At 49.5% G+C, this 17,892-nt stretch carries 23 protein-coding genes; 14 read left to right on the forward strand and 9 right to left on the reverse strand.

What is annotated here, in order from left to right:
* Window positions 1-41: 41 nt before the first annotated feature.
* Window positions 42-347, reverse strand: a complete 306-nt coding sequence (gene hdeB / locus OHJ17_RS03165) for an acid-activated periplasmic chaperone HdeB (protein WP_002917655.1) — start codon at window positions 345-347, stop codon at window positions 42-44.
* A 26-nt stretch (window positions 348-373) separates the two neighbouring features.
* The gene (locus tag OHJ17_RS03170; protein WP_002917651.1) at window positions 374-949 is read right to left on the reverse strand and encodes an HdeD family acid-resistance protein; all 576 of its coding nucleotides are present in this window, start codon (window positions 947-949) and stop codon (window positions 374-376) included.
* 240 nt (window positions 950-1,189) lie between these two features.
* On the opposite strand from OHJ17_RS03170, the gene OHJ17_RS03175 reads away from it, so the two are divergent.
* On the forward strand, window positions 1,190-1,852 hold the full coding sequence (locus OHJ17_RS03175) for a YfdX family protein (RefSeq protein WP_072196897.1): 663 nt from the start codon (window positions 1,190-1,192) through the stop codon (window positions 1,850-1,852).
* Window positions 1,853-1,942: 90 nt separating this feature from the next.
* Here the strand turns inward: OHJ17_RS03175 and OHJ17_RS03180 are convergent, their stop codons facing one another.
* Entirely contained in the window at window positions 1,943-5,185 is a 3,243-nt protein-coding gene (locus OHJ17_RS03180; protein ID WP_023328343.1) for an ATP-binding protein, read from the reverse strand.
* A gap of 4 nt (window positions 5,186-5,189) precedes the next feature.
* Entirely contained in the window at window positions 5,190-5,804 is a 615-nt protein-coding gene (gene evgA / locus OHJ17_RS03185) for an acid-sensing system DNA-binding response regulator EvgA (protein WP_004174237.1), read from the reverse strand.
* A gap of 301 nt (window positions 5,805-6,105) precedes the next feature.
* On the opposite strand from evgA, the gene OHJ17_RS03190 reads away from it, so the two are divergent.
* Window positions 6,106-6,471, forward strand: coding sequence for an HdeA/HdeB family chaperone (locus OHJ17_RS03190; RefSeq protein WP_029602352.1), 366 nt, complete (start codon window positions 6,106-6,108; stop codon window positions 6,469-6,471).
* A gap of 68 nt (window positions 6,472-6,539) precedes the next feature.
* Here OHJ17_RS03190 and OHJ17_RS03195 read toward each other — a convergent pair whose 3' ends face one another.
* The 4 genes from OHJ17_RS03195 to OHJ17_RS03210 form a co-directional block, all read right to left on the reverse strand.
* Entirely contained in the window at window positions 6,540-6,812 is a 273-nt protein-coding gene (locus tag OHJ17_RS03195; protein ID WP_023328345.1) for a hypothetical protein, read from the reverse strand.
* 710 nt (window positions 6,813-7,522) lie between these two features.
* Window positions 7,523-8,770 carry a hypothetical protein gene (locus tag OHJ17_RS03200; protein ID WP_032433591.1) on the reverse strand — a complete coding sequence of 416 codons (1,248 nt, stop codon included), beginning with the start codon at window positions 8,768-8,770 and terminating at the stop codon, window positions 7,523-7,525.
* Between the two features lie 22 nt (window positions 8,771-8,792).
* Window positions 8,793-9,791, reverse strand: coding sequence for a phage integrase (locus OHJ17_RS03205; RefSeq protein WP_032433590.1), 999 nt, complete (start codon window positions 9,789-9,791; stop codon window positions 8,793-8,795).
* Complete coding sequence (locus OHJ17_RS03210) at window positions 9,791-10,366, reverse strand: phage repressor protein CI (protein ID WP_032433588.1); 576 nt, start codon at window positions 10,364-10,366, stop codon at window positions 9,791-9,793. The genes OHJ17_RS03205 and OHJ17_RS03210 overlap by 1 nt, the downstream gene beginning before the upstream one ends.
* A gap of 129 nt (window positions 10,367-10,495) precedes the next feature.
* On the opposite strand from OHJ17_RS03210, the gene OHJ17_RS03215 reads away from it, so the two are divergent.
* From OHJ17_RS03215 to OHJ17_RS03265, 11 genes are all read left to right on the forward strand, one after another.
* Window positions 10,496-10,759 carry a hypothetical protein gene (locus OHJ17_RS03215; RefSeq protein ID WP_001630878.1) on the forward strand — a complete coding sequence of 88 codons (264 nt, stop codon included), beginning with the start codon at window positions 10,496-10,498 and terminating at the stop codon, window positions 10,757-10,759.
* A gap of 30 nt (window positions 10,760-10,789) precedes the next feature.
* Window positions 10,790-11,299, forward strand: coding sequence for a phage regulatory CII family protein (locus OHJ17_RS03220; RefSeq protein WP_039818858.1), 510 nt, complete (start codon window positions 10,790-10,792; stop codon window positions 11,297-11,299).
* 7 nt (window positions 11,300-11,306) lie between these two features.
* Window positions 11,307-11,507 (forward strand): phage filamentation protein Fil family protein, encoded by a 201-nt coding sequence (locus OHJ17_RS03225; RefSeq protein ID WP_023343330.1) that lies wholly within the window; start codon window positions 11,307-11,309, stop codon window positions 11,505-11,507.
* Window positions 11,471-11,809 carry a DUF5347 domain-containing protein gene (locus tag OHJ17_RS03230; RefSeq protein ID WP_032433585.1) on the forward strand — a complete coding sequence of 113 codons (339 nt, stop codon included), beginning with the start codon at window positions 11,471-11,473 and terminating at the stop codon, window positions 11,807-11,809. The genes OHJ17_RS03225 and OHJ17_RS03230 overlap by 37 nt, the downstream gene beginning before the upstream one ends.
* 67 nt (window positions 11,810-11,876) lie before the next feature.
* Window positions 11,877-12,104 (forward strand): DUF2732 domain-containing protein, encoded by a 228-nt coding sequence (locus OHJ17_RS03235; RefSeq protein ID WP_032433580.1) that lies wholly within the window; start codon window positions 11,877-11,879, stop codon window positions 12,102-12,104.
* Window positions 12,104-12,325 (forward strand): TraR/DksA family transcriptional regulator, encoded by a 222-nt coding sequence (locus tag OHJ17_RS03240; protein ID WP_032433578.1) that lies wholly within the window; start codon window positions 12,104-12,106, stop codon window positions 12,323-12,325. Before OHJ17_RS03235 ends, OHJ17_RS03240 begins: the two co-directional genes overlap by 1 nt.
* Before the next feature lie 148 nt (window positions 12,326-12,473).
* Entirely contained in the window at window positions 12,474-14,543 is a 2,070-nt protein-coding gene (locus tag OHJ17_RS03245; RefSeq protein ID WP_072198081.1) for a replication endonuclease, read from the forward strand.
* Between the two features lie 118 nt (window positions 14,544-14,661).
* A complete protein-coding gene (locus OHJ17_RS03250; protein WP_048292468.1) occupies window positions 14,662-15,102 on the forward strand; it encodes a DinI family protein in 441 nt (146 codons plus the stop codon).
* Between the two features lie 428 nt (window positions 15,103-15,530).
* The gene (locus OHJ17_RS03255) at window positions 15,531-15,686 is read left to right on the forward strand and encodes a hypothetical protein (protein WP_162897204.1); all 156 of its coding nucleotides are present in this window, start codon (window positions 15,531-15,533) and stop codon (window positions 15,684-15,686) included.
* Between the two features lie 36 nt (window positions 15,687-15,722).
* Window positions 15,723-16,031, forward strand: a complete 309-nt coding sequence (locus tag OHJ17_RS03260; protein ID WP_071557792.1) for a helix-turn-helix domain-containing protein — start codon at window positions 15,723-15,725, stop codon at window positions 16,029-16,031.
* Window positions 16,009-16,959 carry a reverse transcriptase family protein gene (locus tag OHJ17_RS03265; RefSeq protein ID WP_032433573.1) on the forward strand — a complete coding sequence of 317 codons (951 nt, stop codon included), beginning with the start codon at window positions 16,009-16,011 and terminating at the stop codon, window positions 16,957-16,959. The genes OHJ17_RS03260 and OHJ17_RS03265 overlap by 23 nt, the downstream gene beginning before the upstream one ends.
* Before the next feature lie 138 nt (window positions 16,960-17,097).
* Here the strand turns inward: OHJ17_RS03265 and OHJ17_RS03270 are convergent, their stop codons facing one another.
* Window positions 17,098-17,529 carry a hypothetical protein gene (locus OHJ17_RS03270; RefSeq protein ID WP_032433571.1) on the reverse strand — a complete coding sequence of 144 codons (432 nt, stop codon included), beginning with the start codon at window positions 17,527-17,529 and terminating at the stop codon, window positions 17,098-17,100.
* Here OHJ17_RS03270 and OHJ17_RS03275 point away from each other — a divergent pair.
* Window positions 17,528-17,722: a hypothetical protein gene (locus tag OHJ17_RS03275; protein ID WP_032433569.1), complete on the forward strand. Its 195-nt coding sequence runs from the start codon at window positions 17,528-17,530 to the stop codon at window positions 17,720-17,722. The genes OHJ17_RS03270 and OHJ17_RS03275 overlap by 2 nt on opposite strands.
* The last annotated feature ends 170 nt before the right edge of the window (window positions 17,723-17,892 follow it).

A 17,892-nucleotide genomic window follows, 5' to 3' on the forward strand; every position in this document is an offset into this window, starting at 1 on the left:
CCGCAGCGCGGCGGGTTTCCCCGGCCTGATGCCGGGGGGGGTTATTTTTTGATGACCGCGCTGAGATCGCCAAGTTTAGCGGCGGGGTTCTTGTGGCACTCCTGCAGCATTTTCGGTACCGAAACGGTCTCGACTTCATGCCAGTCAACATAGTCGCCGCCGCTAAAGTCGGTGTTGCGATTCACTACCCAGAAGGCCACCGGGGTCATGCTTTTTGGGTTCATATCCATAAATTCCTGACAGGTCATATTCTGCGGCGTGGTTTCCTCAACCGCGAACGCCGGGCTGGTCATCAGACAGAATGTGGTAGCCGCCACGGTCAATACGAGTGCTTTAGGTAAATTCATTTTCTTCTCCAGTGACAAAATAGGGCTTAAGCCTGAGCGTGCTTCATTTTATTGCGCAGGACCAACAAGCCGATGGCGCTAAATATCATTTCAACGCCGATAAAGGCGGTAATAAATAACCAGCTTTGCTGCGGGTTCATGGCCAGCCACAGGCAGGCGATAAGTAAATCCAACAGGCCGATAAAAATATTCCAGCCAGCGCCGCTTTGTTTGCGGGTTTGACATCCGTTAACGATGCGGGAAATACCGCCGAGAACAAATAAAAAGCCAAATAAAATGGCCAGACTGCTCATACCGTTGAGAGGATTGACGACAAAGCTCAGGCCGAGCACGATCCAGGCGATGGCGAAGATCAGCGCCACCAGGCGTGATTTCCAGTGCTGCTGGCGGAAGACAATCAGGCTGTACAGCGAATAGAAGCCGCAGATCATCAATAACATGCCGGTTACTGTGGCGAGATACCAGCCGGCGACCAACGGCCAGGCCAGACAACAGGCTCCGCAGATAAACAGCAATACCGCCATCAGGCAGGCATGCCGTTTATATCGAATGAAGACGCGTGGGCTAAACGCATTTAAGGTGTAATGGCTAAACATAAACATAATTGCTCCGCAGATCCCGGTTGGCGGCCTGACGCTGAATAAAAAGCGTGAGGGTTTATTCAGCGGGCCAAAAGAAAGGTCTGAGGAAAATAGTAGGCCGCGCGATCGGCAGGCGTAAATAAGAGCGCCGAGGCCACTTTATACGCCTGGTCTGACAGCTGTCAGACCAGGCCCGCAATATTACTTCCGGGCTCTGATTCTCAATGCCCACGATATTTTTTAAGCTGGCTGCTTTTGGTGATGCTTACCGATTTTAATCAGGAGTCAACGATGAAAAAAGTCATTCTGGCGAGCCTGCTGGCAACCATGATGAGTACCTCTCCGGTATGGGCAACAGATAGCGCGACGGCAGCGCCAGCCGCGGCAGCCACGACGCAGGTACAGAAAGAAGCCGCCGATGTGCTGCAGGTGGCGGTGCAGGGCGCGAATGCGATGCGCGACATCCAGTTCGCCCGTCTGGCGCTGTTCCATGGCCAGCCGGATAGCGCCAAAAAACTGACAGACGACGCCGCCGCGCTGCTGGCCGCCGATGATGCCAGCTGGGCGAAGTTTGTGAAAACTGATGCTAAAGCCAAAATGATCGCCGATCGCTATGTGATCATTAACGCCTCTATCGCCCTGTCTGAAGACTATGTGGCCACGCCGGAAAAAGAGAGCTCTATCCAATCCGCCAACGAAAAGCTGGCGAAAGGCGATCAGAAAGGGGCTATCGATACCCTGCGCCTGGCCGGTATTGGCGTGATTGAGAACCAGTATCTGATGCCGCTTAACCAGACCCGTAAGGCGGTAGCGCAGGCGCAAGAACTGCTGAAAGCCGGTAAATATTACGAAGCGAATCTGGTGCTGAAGGGCGCTGAAGAGGGCATTGTGGTGGATAGCGAGATGCTGGTGGCAGGCAACTGATACTTGTTCCACCCTGAGAGAGCGCAGAGGAAAAAACTGACAAGGATGTCCCCTTAACGCTCGGGCAGGCGGACTGCCCGAGCGGAACGGCTAGCGGCCGATCAGGGCGTCGATTTCGCCATCGATCTCGCGCATGACGCCGGTGATGCGCTGTACCACCTCCAGACAGCTTGCCGGCGTCAGCGAATCAGGCCGCTTTGCCTCAAAAGGGGCGCACAGTTGTTGTAGCGCAGTAATCCCCAGAATTTGTGCTGAACCGTGCAGACGGTGCAGCGCCCGCAGAAAGGTCTGCGGCTCATGCCGGGCGATTGCCTGTCCGGCAGCCTGTAAATCCGCGGCCGACGCATCGCGGAACGTCTCCAGCATCTCATTCATCAGCGCCTGGTCTCCCCCCGTATTCTCGCTCAGCACGCTGAGCTTCAGGTGCCGGGTAGCGTGAGGTGATGCGCGGCCCACCGCTAAACGGCTGAGCTCATGACTCAGCGTCTGGACCGACACCGGCTTAAACAGACACATATTCATGCCGCTGGCCAGACACGCCTCCCGCGACTGCGGCAGCGCGCTGGCAGTCACGCCCCAAATTACCAGGCCCGGATAGCGACGGCGTAGCGAGGCCGCCAGCGCCAGGCCATCTTTCTTCGGCATATTGAGGTCCGTTATCAGCAGATCGTAATGTTTGCTGGCGAGCTTATTCTCTGCCTCTTCACCGTCGCAGGCTTCATCGACGCTATAGCCGATAGTGCTGAGCTGGCGCTTGAGCAGTAGCCGGTTGGTGGGGTGATCGTCCGCTATCAGTATCGCCAGCCCGGGTAGAGCCTGCGGTCTGGCGGGCGACGACTGCGGCGCGTGGATCGCGCAGCGGCTCGCCTTGACCGGCAGCGTGATGGTGAAAGTGGTCCCCACGCCCGGACGGCTGACCATCTCCAGGCGACCCTGCATCAGCGCAACCAGCTCTTTGCAAATGACCAGCCCCAGTCCGGAGCCGGTCTGCTGGCGTCCCTGGCGCGCCTGGGCATAGCGGTGGAAGAGGGTGGCCTGCTCTGCTTCACTGATCCCGCAGCCGCTGTCGCTAACCATGAGGGCCAGCTCTCCCTGTGTCTCATTCGCCAGCGTCAGCCGGCAGGAGACCTGAATTGCGCCTTCGACGGTAAACTTCAGCGCATTGCCGATGAGATTATTGAGGATTTGCCGTAGCGCCTGCGGGTCGACCCACAGCATGGTCCCTTCCTGCAGCGCGTTATGGTAGTGCAGATCGATGCCCTTTTGCTGCGCCAGCGCGTCGAAGGTATGACACTGCTGCGACACTAACTGTGCGACATCGCTCCACTGCGGGGTAACCTGGTATTTTCCCGATTCAATCTTGTCGATATCAAGAATATTGCCGATAAGTCCCAGCAGGGTTTGCGCCGTCGACCCCGCCAGCTCGATCGCCTCTTTACGCTGGCCGACGTTCAGCTCAGGTTTCGCCAGCAGCTCCAGAAAGCCGACGATGGCGCTCACCGGCGTGCGCAGCTCGTGGCTCATGCTGGCCAGAAAGCGGCTCTTGGCTTTTGTCGCCTGAATCGCTTTGTCTTTTTCGCGCTCCAGCGCACAGGAGAGAGCTTCCTTCTGCGCCAGCTCCTCCTCGAGCCGCTGCTGGGAGTCTTTACGTTTGCGCACTTCCCGACACAGGGAGAGTCCCCAGCCGAGGCTGATGGCGATCAGCACCAGCGCAAAGGCGATCAGCTGGTAAAACTGGCGGCTGTACTGGCTCCAGTTCTCTATTTGCTGACTGGAGATTTTCGACCACTTCTCGGTCATCTGCAGAATATCCCGTGGCGGAATAACCTGCAGCGCTTTGTTAAGAATGGCGGCCAGCACCGGTTCATCGCGCGGGATGGCCAGCCGAATGGCCGCGACGGGGAGTCCATCAATGCGGGTGTAGTGCAGACCCTGTGGATAGTAGTGGTCGATCATATAGCGGGCGGAAAGCTCCGAGGCTACGGCGGCATCCACTTCGCCTTCCTCTACCATCTTCATGGCGACGCCAACGTTATCCGTTTCCACCCAGTTAATCAGCGGAAAACGCGCTTTCAGATCATGGGCGGCGATAGGCCCGACCGGCAGGGCGATCCGCGCCGAGCGCTTCAGCAGATGCTGGTCGGGGGCGCTGCCGCGGGCGACCAGCACAAAGGCCACGTTAATGAGCGGATCGCTGAGGGTGACGTAGGCCTGCGGCTGTGGGGTCAGGGTGGCGGCGGGCATGATCGCCCAGTCCTCTTTTTCCATGCGCTTTGCCAGAGCCTGACGGTTGCGCACCAGAATGGGGTCAAACTGCAGGCCGGTCTGGAGTGAGACAATATTCAGCATATCGGCCATGATGCCGCGTAGTTCATCCTCGTTATCCACCAGGGTAAATGGCGGAAAATAGGGGTTCACCAGCAGGCGGACGCGACGATGCTTCTGCAGCCAGCGCTGCTCTTCGGGGCTAAAGGTAAGCGGGGTATTGAGAAACGACAGATCGCCACGGTTGAGCCAGTTTTGCATGATCCGCATCGCGGTGTCGCTGTCGACGGCATGGATAAAACGGTCGAAGAGTTGATGCAGCTCTGGCCGATCGTCACGGGTGACAAAGCGGTTGTGTTGCTCCTGCTGACGAAAATAGTGCGCGATAACCAGCGATTGCGAGAAATATTTCGAGATGCAGTGGCCAGTGGTGATGTTGTTGCCGATAAAATACTGATTCTCGCCGCTGACCACCGAGGCGAGAGCCTGATAGTCGCTATCATAAAGGGTGATTTTGGCGTTGGGAAACGCCTGCTGAATAATATCGAAAAAAGCGCAATCGCGGGTGCAGGCCAGCGTGACGCGGCGGTCAGTGGTCAGCGGCGGCAGAGGGGATTTCAGCGAGGTGACCAGCGTCGGCCAGGTTTTAAGCAGCGGCGCGGATTGATCCAGGCCCGGGGCGAGCGCATCCCGGTGCGCCACCTGAGTGAGCAGGGTATCCACCTGGCGGTCGGCCAGGGCGGTGAGCGCCTGCTGCTCGGTGTCATACTGGCGGATAATCACCTTCAGTCCGAGGCTGTGCGCCATCAGCGCCAGATAGTCGGCGTTAATGCCCTGATAACTTTTCTCGTCGCCGTCATAGACGATGGGCGTCCTCTCGGGAAGCCAGGTCCCGACGGTCAGCGTAGGCTGCGCCGCCAGCCATGCTTTCTCCTTACCGCTAAGCGGGATATCGATCGCCGCGATATGAGAATGGCTCTTCAGCTCCAGCTGTTTCATGGCATACGCGGCAGGCGAGAGGCTCAGCGCCAGCCCGACAACGACGGATAAAATAAGACGAACCGCCATGCCATCACCCTATTTTATTGCGTTGCGCAAAGTCATATAGCTCAAGCAGGGTGCTGCAGCCTAATTTATCCATCAGACGGACCTTATAGGTACTTACCGTTTTATTGCTGATATTCATTTTGCTGCCGATGGTGGTGTAGTCGACGCCGCTGAGAATATAGCGGAACACCTTCATCTCCTGCGTTGACAGCGTATCCAGCCGGTCCTGATCGGTGATGCCGTGGGTGCAGAAGCGTTCCAGTGAAAAGGGGAAATAGCTGTAGCCATTATTGGCTGCGTCGATTGCGGCGAGGATATTATTCATTCCCTCTTTTTTACTCACAAAACCATTTGCTCCGCAGTCGGCGCTGCGTTTGCCGTAGAACAGTTCATTCTTAGCGGAAATGATGATGATTGTTCCCTGGTAGCGGCGTTTGCGCAGCTGCTCCAGCACCTCGATACCGCTGAGCTCCGGAATATCGACGTCGACGATGAGCAGGTCAGGCTGCATGCTTTCCGCGGTCTGCACGGCATGAGCGCCGCTGTCGAGCTCTGCCGCGACGGTAATACCGTTGCTGTCGAGAAGGTTGCGAATGGCGATACGTGCCAATGGATGATCGTCAATGATTATCGCATTCATGGGGGCGTAAATCCTGATATGAAAAAAGAAGGGCGATGCCTGGTGCAGGTGCGGCGGGGGTTATTTTTATCGATGCCGTTATAAGGCGTAATTGTAACACAAATCGTTTTGGGCCAGGGAAATATTGTGGAGCTGAGCCAGACGAATATATTTGCATAGCTGGATGACAGCTGTAGGAACGGGCGTTCACTTGCTTCAGCGCGGTCTGCTGTTAAAAAAAATGCAAACGATTAATCTGCTCTTATTAAGGTGAGTTCTCGGGAATATCGTCCGGCGACAACTGGCAGGTAAAATAATAACAATGGCGAAAGAAAAACGCGCCTTCTGGCGAAAATGGGTTTGGAAACATCTGCTGGCAGGAATAACAGTACTGGCAATGAGTAGCGCCGCGGTGGGAAAGGATATCGTCCCCGATGAGGCGCGGACCCGAGATATGATGCGCTGTCAGGATTATCTGCAACTGGATCCGCGCGCCTGGACGCCGATGGTGATTTGGCTGATGAACGATCCTTTTTCACTGGAGCCGCCGGAGTGGACCGACTTCCATGAAGCCGAGCTGGTGCTGACGCCGATCCTCACCGAAATCTGCCGTCAGGAGCCGGATGTCTGGCTCACCTCGCTGCGGGAACGGCTCAATTCTTATCAGCAGGTGCGGTCGCTGAACTAAGCGACCGCGGTAAAACGGCAGAAAAAGTGACTAAATGCGCAGTTAGCGGCCTTCTTCTGCGCAAAGGCTCAGCAGCGGCCCGCTTTTTGCGACAGGGCGTCGCAGGTTTTGCTCGCTAGCGTCGGGTTGGCGCCGGCGCAGATGGCATTCGAGACGGTGCTACCGCCGCCCAGCGGGATCAGCCCGTAAAGCTTCGGCTCGGCGGCCTTCGTCACATAGCAGCGATGGCTGGTTTTGCCGATGGTGACCACAAAGTTGGTTTTCACATCCTGCTGCCTCGCATCGGAAATTGTCACCTGCGAAGCATCGCCATTAAAAGCAAACGCGGCGGCCTCTTTCATTTTCCGTCGTCATGGGTGGTTTAGCTACGCAACCCATTAATAACAGTGCCAGACAGGTACTGATTGATATATCCCGTATTTTCATCATTTCATCCTTTTTGTAAGTCAGCGGGTTATATATAAGAGCGGGGGGAGGAACGCGTTGATTTCGATCAGCTGGCGCAGGCTATGGTTATTTTTCGGAAATTGACCTGTGTTGTTACATTTATCGTGAGTAGTATGAATTCCAGCATTGCAGGAATGAAAGATATTTCAAGACTACGTTGCGTAGTTAGACAGAAGTCAACAGGAGTGCGGCGGTTATGGGCTGCCCGAGATGCTCTGAGCAATATTTTGCTAAGGCAGAATGCTATCTGTTTTAGCGTAAGCGCAAATTTTCCCTGCGTTATAACGGACTTTTTATCCTCTTAATGGGATAGCGACAACACGCTAAGCCATGCGCGCTGCTCAGCGGTTTGTGGTGCCATTTTAAAATTCAGGAACAAAAAAGCCACTCTTTCGAGTGGCTTAATTATATGATTTTAAATCTAAAATTTGGTGGCCCCTGTTGGGTTTGAACCAACGACCAAGCGATTATGAGTTCCTAACAGAACAACAGAAAATCAATAGTTTGCTTTATTTATCATTGACATAGATTGCCATTATTTGCCAGTGATTGTCCATTATTCGCCATTTCTACCGCCACTTTATCGCCACTCTATAGGTTTAGTCTATGGTACAGAGTTCGTTAACTCATTATCTTTTAAAATACATTTTTGAGATAACCATTTGATTACACTCAAGGCTGCTTGTATATTATCGGCTTCATCTGAATATGGTTCAAAGATAGCTTCGGTTTGTCCTCTCCTACTTTTCTTTGAGTGTACTACTGCGCAACGTATTTTATAGAGCCAGTCGCTAATGTTAGTCACTAATATTGGTTCGTCTTGAACGCTAACGCCAGTGATTTTAACACCTGAAGATGAAATGATATCTTGTCCTATGTTAGTAACTAGGTGCCGCGAAAAGTTCATTATGAATTGATAAAGTTCATTATGATTAGTTATTAGATTCATGACATGTCTTAAATTTTCTTTTTCTGTGCGAGCAGTTGTTAGTCCTATTAATGGTGCAGCATCTTCCAAATAATACTCTAAGACATTATAATACCCAGTGAAGCTCAGTAACGGATTTCTTTCTCGTAGTCCAGAGAAATAATATGAAAGCAATAAAGGTGAATAAGTTTTATTTGTGGTTATTTTTTGGACAGGAATGTCTATAATATCTCCTGATATAATTTCAGACTCGATCTCAAATGTATCAATGCTCTTTATTCTATGGAATGATATTTTGTATTCTAAATCAAGAGCCTGAGTATAGTCTAAAACTTCATTTTCACTTTCAATTAGTCTCAATCTTCCCATATATCCATCTCGGTGAGAGTCAGGAGCAATGATGGCATTTATTTTCTCATTATATAGTTTCTTGATATTTATGGCGCAATTTTCCAAATGATTGAAAATTAATGGTTTTGCAAAGCAAAAATCAGTGAAATTCCATTCCTCTCCTGAAGCATCTTGTAAACTAACAATACTTTCATCATTAAGTGGATCAAGTGTTAGTGCTCTAGTGTTTTTATTGTCATGATATTGATAGAGGTCGTTTGACTCGAAAGGCCAAAAAGCAGGCTTTGTTATTTTTGAGCACATCCTGGAATCGCTATCTAAGAGTGAGTATTCGAATAAATAGTTATCTATTAAATACTCAATTTCTTTTTCAGAGATTGGTTTTGGCGGTTCAATTCTTAATCTTGCAATAGCCTCTAGTTCATCAAGGTAGTATATGGGTTGAATGGATGTCAGAGGTTCGCCATAAACATATGGATGAATGATGAGGTCATAACTTAATCCAGAAAAATATATAGCTTTATTTAGCCCTTTACTTTCGAATAATTGGCATGTAAAAAGTTTTGCTGCCATTGCTATATCCTTATTGAAGTTATCAATTATTTGCTAACGGGTTTAATTTAACTGCATCTTCCAAGTGGTCTGGGGCAAAGTGCGCATATCGCATGGTCATTTTTATATCCGTATGGCCGAGAACGCGCTGCAAGACCAAAATATTACCACCATTCATCATAAAGTGGCTGGCGAAGGTGTGGCGCAAAACGTGGGTAAGCTGTCCTGCCGGTAGTTCGATGCCTGTTCTTTCCAGAGCTGACCGGAACGCGCCATAACAATCACTAAACAACCGGCCTTTTTTATTCTCAGGCAGAGACTCATAGAGTTCTTTGCTGATTGGGACGGTGCGGTTTTTTCTGCCTTTCGTGTTGGTGTACGTGATTTTGTATTTCGCGAGCTGGCTTTTTCTCAGACTCTCAGCCTCAGACCACCGTGCACCAGTGGCGAGACAGATTCTTACCACGGGTTCTAAATCAGGGTGGTCATGCCTTTTACACTCTCCGAGCAGTTGCGAAATCTGGTCGTGAGTTAGCCAGGCCATTTCCATTTCTTCTGTGCGGAATGGGCGCATATTTTTCAGCGGGTTCTCACCCTTCCATTCTCCGAGGCGATTTAGCTCATTGAATACCGCCCGGAAGTAGGCCAGCTCAAGATTAAGCGTGCGAGGCGATACCTCTTTCACTCTGTTTGAACGGGCATACTCACCTTTTAACCGTTTTTCTCGGTAGCGGGAAAACATCTGCGCATCGAAATCGCGTGCGAGTGGTTCACCCATACACTCAAAGGCATGGTGCATGGCTAACTGGCGTTTCAGGCCGTCTTTCAGTGTAATGCCATGAGCGCTATACCATGAATCAACCAGCTCTTTTAACGTGCGCCTGTCTTCCTTTTCTTCCTGCCACGGGTTTTGAACGGTATATTGCTCAAACGCCAGAGCTTCGCCCTTAGTGGCGAATTTCTTTCTGATTCGTTTGCCTTTTGCGCCGTTTGGGTAGAGTTCACAAATCCAACCGCCAGCCGGATTTTTACGCACGGTCATTAGTTAACCTCGCTGTATACACCCATCACGCGACCTAATGCTTTAATGTCATCAAATCCACATTCAAAGGGAACTTTGCCCCCTGCTACATGTAGTTTTCTGCCAGGCAATTTTGTTAATTCTCGAATGCTAATTGCACCTTCAATATCAACGAGCCATTCTCCATCTGAAAGGGATGCGTCTCGTTCGATGAAATGGAGTTTTCCGTCAGCGTAGACGGCAATTGGATTCGTAAGCGGCTTGCCAAAGAACTTGCCAGCAATACTCAAATCGCCATCACTAACCAGAGACTCTTCACTTAATGTGAATTTCTCCACATTTTGGGTATCGTTATTCATGTTGCCGGTTGTAGGTGACCCTTTGCCGGTGAGTAGCCAAGCGAGATTTGCGCCAGTTTCTAGGGCGCAATGCACAATAAAGTCATAAGAAATGGAATCGCGACTGTACCTATTAGCAAGAGAGCTTGATGCAATTTCGAAGTGTCTAGCTAATTGAATTTTCTGAGAAAATCCGTAAGCCTCGCAAATCCTATCCAGCACTTCTTCATTGTTTAAACCAAGACCTTCAATTCTCATGTAGCTTTAACCTATTTACAAGCTCCATTTTGGGAGTTATGTTAAGCCTAAACCTAGGCAATTAATGGCGAACGTTGGCAAACAGATGGCTATTAATTGCAATCTTTAGTAAAAGGGGAATCATGCAACATGGCTTCTGAAATCGCAATCATCAAAGTGCCTGCACCTATCGTTACTCTGCAACAATTCGCGGAGCTCGAGGGTGTTTCTGAACGCACCGCCTACCGCTGGACAACCGGCGACAACCCTTGTGTACCAATCGAACCCCGCACCATCCGTAAAGGCTGCAAGAAAGCAGGTGGCCCGATTCGCATCTATTACGCACGCTGGAAAGAAGAGCAGTTGCGTAAGGCGTTGGGTCATTCCCGTTTTCAACTCGTCATCGGCGCTTAATTCACTTTATGTGAATTATAAGGATGCAACATGTTTGATTTTCAGGTCTCCAAACATCCCCACTATGACGAAGCATGCCGGGCTTTTGCGCAGCGTCACAACATGGCGAAGCTGGCCGAGCGTGCGGGTATGAATGTTCAGACGTTACGCAACAAGCTCAACCCGGAACAGCCTCACCAGTTCACGCCGCCTGAATTGTGGCTGCTGACTGACCTGACAGAAGACTCAACCCTCGTTGATGGCTTTCTTGCGCAGATTCATTGTCTACCGTGCGTGCCGGTAAATGAGCTGGCTAAAGACAAATTGCAGTCTTATGTCATGCGAGCAATGAGTGAACTCGGCGAGCTGGCAAGCGGTGCGGTCTCTGATGAGCGCCTGACCTCTGCACGTAAGCACAACATGATTGAAAGCGTAAATGCTGGAATTCGCATGTTGTCATTGTCGGCTCTGGCGTTGCATGCGCGGCTTCAGGCTAACCCGGCAATGACAAGCGTTGTAGACACCATGAGCGGTCTCGGTGCCTCATTCGGTCTGATGTGAGGTGCTTATGTTGAATACTGAACCGTCATTCGCGTCTTTGCTTAAAAAGCAAAGTCCCGGCATGCACTATGGCCACGGCTGGATCGCAGGTAAGGATGGCAAGCGCTGGCACCCGAGCAGCTCACAGGCTGATTTACTGGCTGGTCTCTCCACTCAAAAGCAGGGGGAATCATGGCTATCGAAGCTGTTTCTGCGACTGTTCCGCTAAAAGCGGGTGAACGTCTGGCCGGTCTCAATCATGTGGCTGAATTGCGCGCGAGATATTGGGGCGATAGCTGGAAAGAGGTTGAACGTTTTGTCGATGATATGCGCGATAAACGTGACCCACAATTTGAAGAAAATAATCGGGCGCTGGCCGCTATTTTCTTTCTGGCAAAAATCCCGGCGGCTCGTCATGAGCTCGAATTAAGTGAGCTGACTACTGACGAGAAAAAGGCGTTTATTACAGCGATGAATCATTTTCGTGCAGTGGTGAGTTTATTTCCCAAACGGCTAACTATGCCGAATTAATCCAAACAGAAATTTAATGGCGTAAACCCGCCGGGCTTCTTATTACCCGAAATCAGGAGAATAAATTATGCGTAATACCGTAACCCGTTGTTTTAATACAGATAGCGATGCGCTGGCCGTATTGCTGACCGATGCCAAAAAAGAAGAACGTAAAGACCGCGCGCTCGCTGTTTCAATCCGTCTTGAGGCACTGGCGATACATATCACCAAAGAGGGGATGAGCGGTACCGAAGCCGCCGAACTGCTGCGCCGTGAAGCCACTCGCTTTGAGAATGAATCACAGGAGCTGCACTAATGGCCGACGCAATGGATTTAGCACAACTGCGCGAGCAGGAAGACCGCGAACGCCACATCAGCAACGCGCGTAGCCGTATCGCTGCACCTTCCCGTTTTCTCTGCGAAGAATGTGACGCACCAATCCCGGAAGCTCGCCGCATTGCGATTCCGGGTGTGGCCTTTTGCGTGACCTGTCAGGAGGTCACCGAATTGAAATCTAAACATTATCGGGGGGTATGACTTGGCGGTTCAATTCGCTTACCCGTGGAATGCTCCACGGTCGGCAATAGCCAGCCCATATCTTACCTATGACCAACAGCATCGCCGCGGCCGTATGTTCGCGGCTTTGCTGCATGCGAGAAAAGTGCTTTCTCTCCAGCCTGAGTGTGTGCGTTTTGATGTTTATCGAACCGCTACGGTGCTTGAGCAAAATCAGGGCGGTCAACGAGCTAATGCCTTTTTAATCAGCTTTTGTAAAAAGGCATTGCCGCGTCTTGAACTGGTCGCAAAAAAATACGAGTGCGTTGGCATCAACAGCAATGTATCAACCGCTGTTTTCGGCGGTCATCTTGATACCCAGCTTATGCAATATCTGGCATCACGCATGGTCAATATGGTCGCCAGATTTAACCGACTCCCGGACATGTCCCGCGCCGATATTGACTTACTGGCCTCTGATATCGCTAATTTCATCCGGTCAGAGCTGGCCGACATTGATGACACCGGATTAAGTGAACTCAAAACGCTGTACACGTGGTATATGCAAGCTGGGATTATTTCCCTGCAATTCAATGTTACCCCGCCACATTGGGAGCGGGTGACAAAGAAATATGTCGGCGAGGACGAAATAGCCCCAGCTATCACCCGCATGTTTAACGATGTGTGGTGGCGTGGTCGTCTGCGACGCATTGCGGCTGCATGGCGCGAACATCTGCACATTGCCGTCGGCAACGTCAGCAAGAAAAAGCACGCCTACGCGAGTAAAAACTGCGTGACAGACTGGCGCGAGCAGAAGCGCCGCACGCGTGAGTTTCTCAAAGGTCTGGATCTCGAAGACGAAGACGGCAACCGCATCAGCCTGATTGAAAAATACGACGGCTCAGTCGCTAATCCAGCTATACGCCGCTGTGAGCTGATGACCCGCATCCGTGGGTTTGAAAATATCTGTAATGAGCTCGGTTATGTCGGGGAGTTTTACACCCTGACTGCACCGTCTAAATATCACGCCACGACTAAAGCGGGATACCGTAACAGCAAATGGAACGGAGCCAGCCCGTCGGACACGCAGAGTTATCTCACCGGACTTTGGGCGCGCATTCGCGCCAAGCTGCATCGGGAAGAAATCCGCATTTTCGGCATACGTGTTGCCGAGCCTCATCACGACGGAACGCCGCACTGGCACATGCTTATGTTCATGTTGCCGGAAGACGTCGAGCGCGTACGCATTATCATCCGTGATTATGCGTGGGAGGAAGACCACCACGAACTGAGAAGCGATAAAGCCAAAAAAGCGCGCTTTCATGCTGAGGCCATTGACCCGGAAAAGGGCAGCGCTACCGGCTATGTTGCTAAATACATTTCAAAAAATATCGATGGCTATGCTCTCGATGGTGAAACCGATGACGAAAGCGGTGGGCTGCTGAAAGATACAGCTCCTGCCGTATCAGCATGGGCGGCACGCTGGCACATTCGTCAATTTCAGTTTATCGGTGGCGCGCCGGTGACGGTATATCGTGAGTTACGTCGTCTCGCTGATACCGAGACCGCGCACGGTTTAAGCGTTGAGTTTGCCGCCGTTCATGATGCCGCTGACGCCGGTGACTGGGCTGGTTACGTTAATGCGCAGGGAGGCCCGTTTGTCCGGCGCGATGATTTACAAGTGCGCACACTGTATGAACCGCGGGCCGAGTTTAACCAGTATGGCGAGGAAACTGTCTGCATTCGTGGCGTGTACGATTCCGCCGTCGGTTCTGACACCCCGATTTTAACCCGACTAACGCAGTGGAAAATTGTGCCGAAGCGAGCCGTTGATTTGGCCGTTGACGTTAAAGGCGCTCCTGCGCCCTCTCGGAGTTCTGTCAATAACTGTACGGGAAGCGAAAGCGATCCACCGATACTGGATTTAACAAAACCGCTGAGTCGGCGTGAAAGACGAGAGCTGACCAACCGACTCAGGAAGCAAAAGCCAGCAGTACGGCGAAAATTCACTCACGGAACGGACGAGCAAACAGCAGTTATAGTGAAAACTATCGACGAGATACACCTGACAACCGGCATCACAATCAGCCGGGGCGAAGCCCTGCACCTGATGGCCGGTGGTAAAAGTTGTTTTGATGGCAAATGGCTACGCGTAACGGCCAAAGGAGAAATATTTTCCGCAGCACCATCGCATCAGGCTAGAGCTAGGAAAATCCTTAATCGTGTTGCGGCTTTAGCTGAACTGGCAACGAAAATGTAACCGCTAATATTCATCCATATCATGTACATACAGTGTATTTAACTGTGATTTTTTTCTTCACACCTTTTGCCAAAACGTGATACTGTTTATTTATACAGTATCTCGTGGTGGAGGTTGTGTGGATAGAGAGTTGAGAGAGCTCGTCATGATTGAGCGTGTCGAAATGATTGCGCGTCTGACGGCTGAAGGTACTTGTCAGGAGCGAGACCGAGAAATTGCCTTAAATTTGATTGCGGAAATAGCAAAAGGCAACCTAATGAAAAACAATAATTTTTCCGTTGTTTTTTCCGCTCTGCCTGTCGATGAGACTTTTGCAAAGGAGGGCAAGGTGAAGGTAAATATCACGTTAGATAAAGACCAAAAAATAGGCCAGCCGGTAATTGATGCTTTTCAATGCGAATTGACCAAGCGAATACAGTCTGTTTTCCCGTCAACGCGCGTAACGGTTAAAAAGGGATCTATGACCGGTGTCGAGCTGATGGGGTTCGATAAAGATTCTGACCGAGAGGCGCTTGATAGTATCCTTCAGGAAGTGTGGGAGGATGAGAGCTGGCGTTAATGTATTGTGCTCATGGTGCTTCTCATCGAAAAAGTGTAATTAAATTTTTCATTATGTAATTGTATATTAAATATTCTATTATGAGAAAATGTTATAAGTCATCACTCCTAAGCGAAGCGGATATCTTGTTATGATGCGTTCATTGGTTAGTTAGTGAGATAAGTCGCCACCAATTGGGTATTTATTACCCGTGGAAAGCAGATGCTTTCTAACATTTACCCCGCGCAACGCCTCTGAGCACCGAAGCGACGCAGCTCGCAAGAGTCATCGCAGGTCCAGATGGTATGGCGTATGGGTATTCGAACCCTTTGGGCGACCAAGGGTTCGTGGAGCAGGGGGCTAGTGCTGTTCAATCTCATCCTTATGAGGGCGAACCATGGTGCTTGAGCAAACATCCGTTTGCACACCGTGGGCATAAGGAAAAAGTCATGAAGAATGATAAAGTAACCAACGAACAGCAGGCGCAGAGCAAGTCAAACCGGAAAAAGTGGGCTGCTTATGCGTGGGAAGCGATCAAGTGGGGTATTCGACTGTTTGATTTAATCACACGATTAGTAAACTATTTTGAAGGGGGAGATGAGTAATGCGTCCTCCCTAGTTTCAATAGCATGGAGTTGCCTATGTTACATAAAGCCCTTCGTTTAATAAGGCAATACCATAAAGAATCAATAGTTGAATTATCAACATCTTTGGGTATTCCAAAAGAAAAAATAGTAGAACTTGAAAGCGGAGTTTGGTCGCCGTCGATTGAAGTTTTACAGCGTTATGCATCTCATTTTGACATACCAGTATCTTCCTTAGTGTTTTTTTCAGAATCATTAGGTACTCAAGGGCGTTTGTCTAAGAGTTTACGCTTAAATTTAGCAGGTAAAGTTCTGGATATCGTAGAGTGGGTAAGTAATAAAAATGAAAAAACGGAAAAAGCTTAAGATCTCCACTAAAAATAAATCTTATGACGTAAAGGATTCGCCATTTTATAAGCTCAAAACCAAAAAAAAACTTGCCGGACTTCTTTGCGTTAGTGTGAATGATTTATCTATTTTGAGAAAAGACGAAGGTAATTACTCTGTTTTTGAACAGCTGTCTAAAAAAGGCAAGCCACGAAAAATACAAAAGCCTTTAGAGAAATTAGATGTAGTGCATACGCGAATTGCGAGTTTATTATCGCGCATTGCGTTACCAGAATATCTGCATTCAGGTAGAAAAAAGTGTTCTAATGTAACGAATGCTAAAGCTCATCTTAACCATGAAAAGATGATGACAACTGATATTAAGGCCTTTTTCCCTTCAACAACAAGGGTAATGATATTTTCATTTTTCTTTTCAGTGATGAAAACGTCATCTGACGTTGCTGATATTTTGTCGCACATATGCACCTGTCATGACCGGTTGCCAACAGGAAGTCGGATTAGTATGCCTTTGGCCTACTTTGCAAACTCTAGAATGTTTAGTGAAATGTATGAGCTTTGCCAAAAATTAACAGTTAACATGACTGTTTATGTTGATGATCTGACTTTTTCTGGCGCTAACGTAAATCGATTATTCTGTGCTGTGATTCGTAAGGTTATCTGCAAGCATGGGCATACTATGCATCCTGATAAAACAAGATTATATGCTAAAGACCAACCCAAGTTGGTAACTGGAGTTATTGTATTAGGTGACTGTTTGAAAGTTAGAAATGAGCAACATCGCCTAATGGCTAGAGATATTGAGTATTGGAAAATAATTAAAGATGTGGAAAGTGCTAAAGAAACATCGATTGCAAAAACACTCTTTGGTCGTTTGCATTCAATGGGAGTTATTGAACAACGGTATAAATCGAAAGTCCTCACTTTAAAGTTTAATACCGCAAATTAAAATATTGAATGCAGTGGGTGTACGTCAATTAAAAAATTGATGAGTTAGGTTCGGTATGGATAACTCATTATGATAACCCGGCCAGCACTGAAAACGGTTTCAGTGCTGGCCGGGTTGAACAACGAGTCCTGCGAGGCGTTAGCTTGTTACCAGATTAACACCGAGTGTCAGCAAATTCGTCACCGCACCTGCAATGACTCCTGGGGTTCCATCCTTCACCGCACTGATAATCTTATCGCCCATCGTTTCATTACCGCCAAGCGCCTCAGGCTTTTTGTTGAGCACGGCGAGAGCTTTCTCGGTCAGACGCACATCCATAAAATACGTTTGATGGTCGGTTTCATACTGGATGTATCCATTTTCACCAAGAAAAGTGAATGTACCTTCAACCACACTACGCAATTGATTTATTGCTTTCATTTCCGGTGAGTTAAGTTGGTTAAAGTAGTCATCGGGTAGTGCTGCGTTAAATTTTTCGTAGGTGATGACTTGCGGAACGGGAAAGTTATCCCATAGCACCGCAAAGATTTCCGCCGTCTGTTGGTTAAATAAATCGAGGTTTTTAGACATGCAAAATTCCATTTCTAGTGAGGATAAGTGGGTTAAGCGCTGGTCGAAGCACATTACCTGTCTGGCGCAGAACAATGACCTTAGTTCACGAGAGGTCGACAGCTATACCGCTAAGCTGGTCGAACAGGCAAGCAGCGAAGAGCTAGGCAAGGTCATTAAAGACCTACTGAATCACATCAGAATGCAAAAATAAAAGGATCTTTATCAATATGTTACCTCTCATTTATGAAAATCCGTGGACAACTGTTTTTCTGCTGATTGTTACCAGCGTGTGTCTCAACAGTATCATTGGCACATTACGCGGCCAGTAACTTCACAGAAGCGCCCCTAACCGGCAACCTGAATGCCGGTTTTTTTATGCCA

It is taken from the genome of Klebsiella sp. KP20-425-1 (assembly GCF_025813515.1).
GTDB lineage: Bacteria > Pseudomonadota > Gammaproteobacteria > Enterobacterales > Enterobacteriaceae > Klebsiella > Klebsiella pneumoniae.

What these genes read in the sequence shown, in the direction of transcription:
- hdeB (WP_002917655.1), bottom strand. Translation starts at nt 347, where the DNA reads ATGAATTTACCTAAAGCACTCGTATTGACCGTGGCGGCTACCACATTC.
- OHJ17_RS03170 (WP_002917651.1), bottom strand. Translation starts at nt 949, where the DNA reads ATGTTTATGTTTAGCCATTACACCTTAAATGCGTTTAGCCCACGCGTC.
- OHJ17_RS03175 (WP_072196897.1), top strand. Translation starts at nt 1,190, where the DNA reads ATGCTTACCGATTTTAATCAGGAGTCAACGATGAAAAAAGTCATTCTG.
- OHJ17_RS03180 (WP_023328343.1), bottom strand. Translation starts at nt 5,185, where the DNA reads ATGGCGGTTCGTCTTATTTTATCCGTCGTTGTCGGGCTGGCGCTGAGC.
- evgA (WP_004174237.1), bottom strand. Translation starts at nt 5,804, where the DNA reads ATGAATGCGATAATCATTGACGATCATCCATTGGCACGTATCGCCATT.
- OHJ17_RS03190 (WP_029602352.1), top strand. Translation starts at nt 6,106, where the DNA reads ATGGCGAAAGAAAAACGCGCCTTCTGGCGAAAATGGGTTTGGAAACAT.
- OHJ17_RS03195 (WP_023328345.1), bottom strand. Translation starts at nt 6,812, where the DNA reads ATGAAAGAGGCCGCCGCGTTTGCTTTTAATGGCGATGCTTCGCAGGTG.
- OHJ17_RS03200 (WP_032433591.1), bottom strand. Translation starts at nt 8,770, where the DNA reads ATGGCAGCAAAACTTTTTACATGCCAATTATTCGAAAGTAAAGGGCTA.
- OHJ17_RS03205 (WP_032433590.1), bottom strand. Translation starts at nt 9,791, where the DNA reads ATGACCGTGCGTAAAAATCCGGCTGGCGGTTGGATTTGTGAACTCTAC.
- OHJ17_RS03210 (WP_032433588.1), bottom strand. Translation starts at nt 10,366, where the DNA reads ATGAGAATTGAAGGTCTTGGTTTAAACAATGAAGAAGTGCTGGATAGG.
- OHJ17_RS03215 (WP_001630878.1), top strand. Translation starts at nt 10,496, where the DNA reads ATGGCTTCTGAAATCGCAATCATCAAAGTGCCTGCACCTATCGTTACT.
- OHJ17_RS03220 (WP_039818858.1), top strand. Translation starts at nt 10,790, where the DNA reads ATGTTTGATTTTCAGGTCTCCAAACATCCCCACTATGACGAAGCATGC.
- OHJ17_RS03225 (WP_023343330.1), top strand. Translation starts at nt 11,307, where the DNA reads ATGTTGAATACTGAACCGTCATTCGCGTCTTTGCTTAAAAAGCAAAGT.
- OHJ17_RS03230 (WP_032433585.1), top strand. Translation starts at nt 11,471, where the DNA reads ATGGCTATCGAAGCTGTTTCTGCGACTGTTCCGCTAAAAGCGGGTGAA.
- OHJ17_RS03235 (WP_032433580.1), top strand. Translation starts at nt 11,877, where the DNA reads ATGCGTAATACCGTAACCCGTTGTTTTAATACAGATAGCGATGCGCTG.
- OHJ17_RS03240 (WP_032433578.1), top strand. Translation starts at nt 12,104, where the DNA reads ATGGCCGACGCAATGGATTTAGCACAACTGCGCGAGCAGGAAGACCGC.
- OHJ17_RS03255 (WP_162897204.1), top strand. Translation starts at nt 15,531, where the DNA reads ATGAAGAATGATAAAGTAACCAACGAACAGCAGGCGCAGAGCAAGTCA.
- OHJ17_RS03260 (WP_071557792.1), top strand. Translation starts at nt 15,723, where the DNA reads ATGTTACATAAAGCCCTTCGTTTAATAAGGCAATACCATAAAGAATCA.
- OHJ17_RS03265 (WP_032433573.1), top strand. Translation starts at nt 16,009, where the DNA reads ATGAAAAAACGGAAAAAGCTTAAGATCTCCACTAAAAATAAATCTTAT.
- OHJ17_RS03275 (WP_032433569.1), top strand. Translation starts at nt 17,528, where the DNA reads ATGCAAAATTCCATTTCTAGTGAGGATAAGTGGGTTAAGCGCTGGTCG.
- OHJ17_RS03270 (WP_032433571.1), bottom strand. Translation starts at nt 17,529, where the DNA reads ATGTCTAAAAACCTCGATTTATTTAACCAACAGACGGCGGAAATCTTT.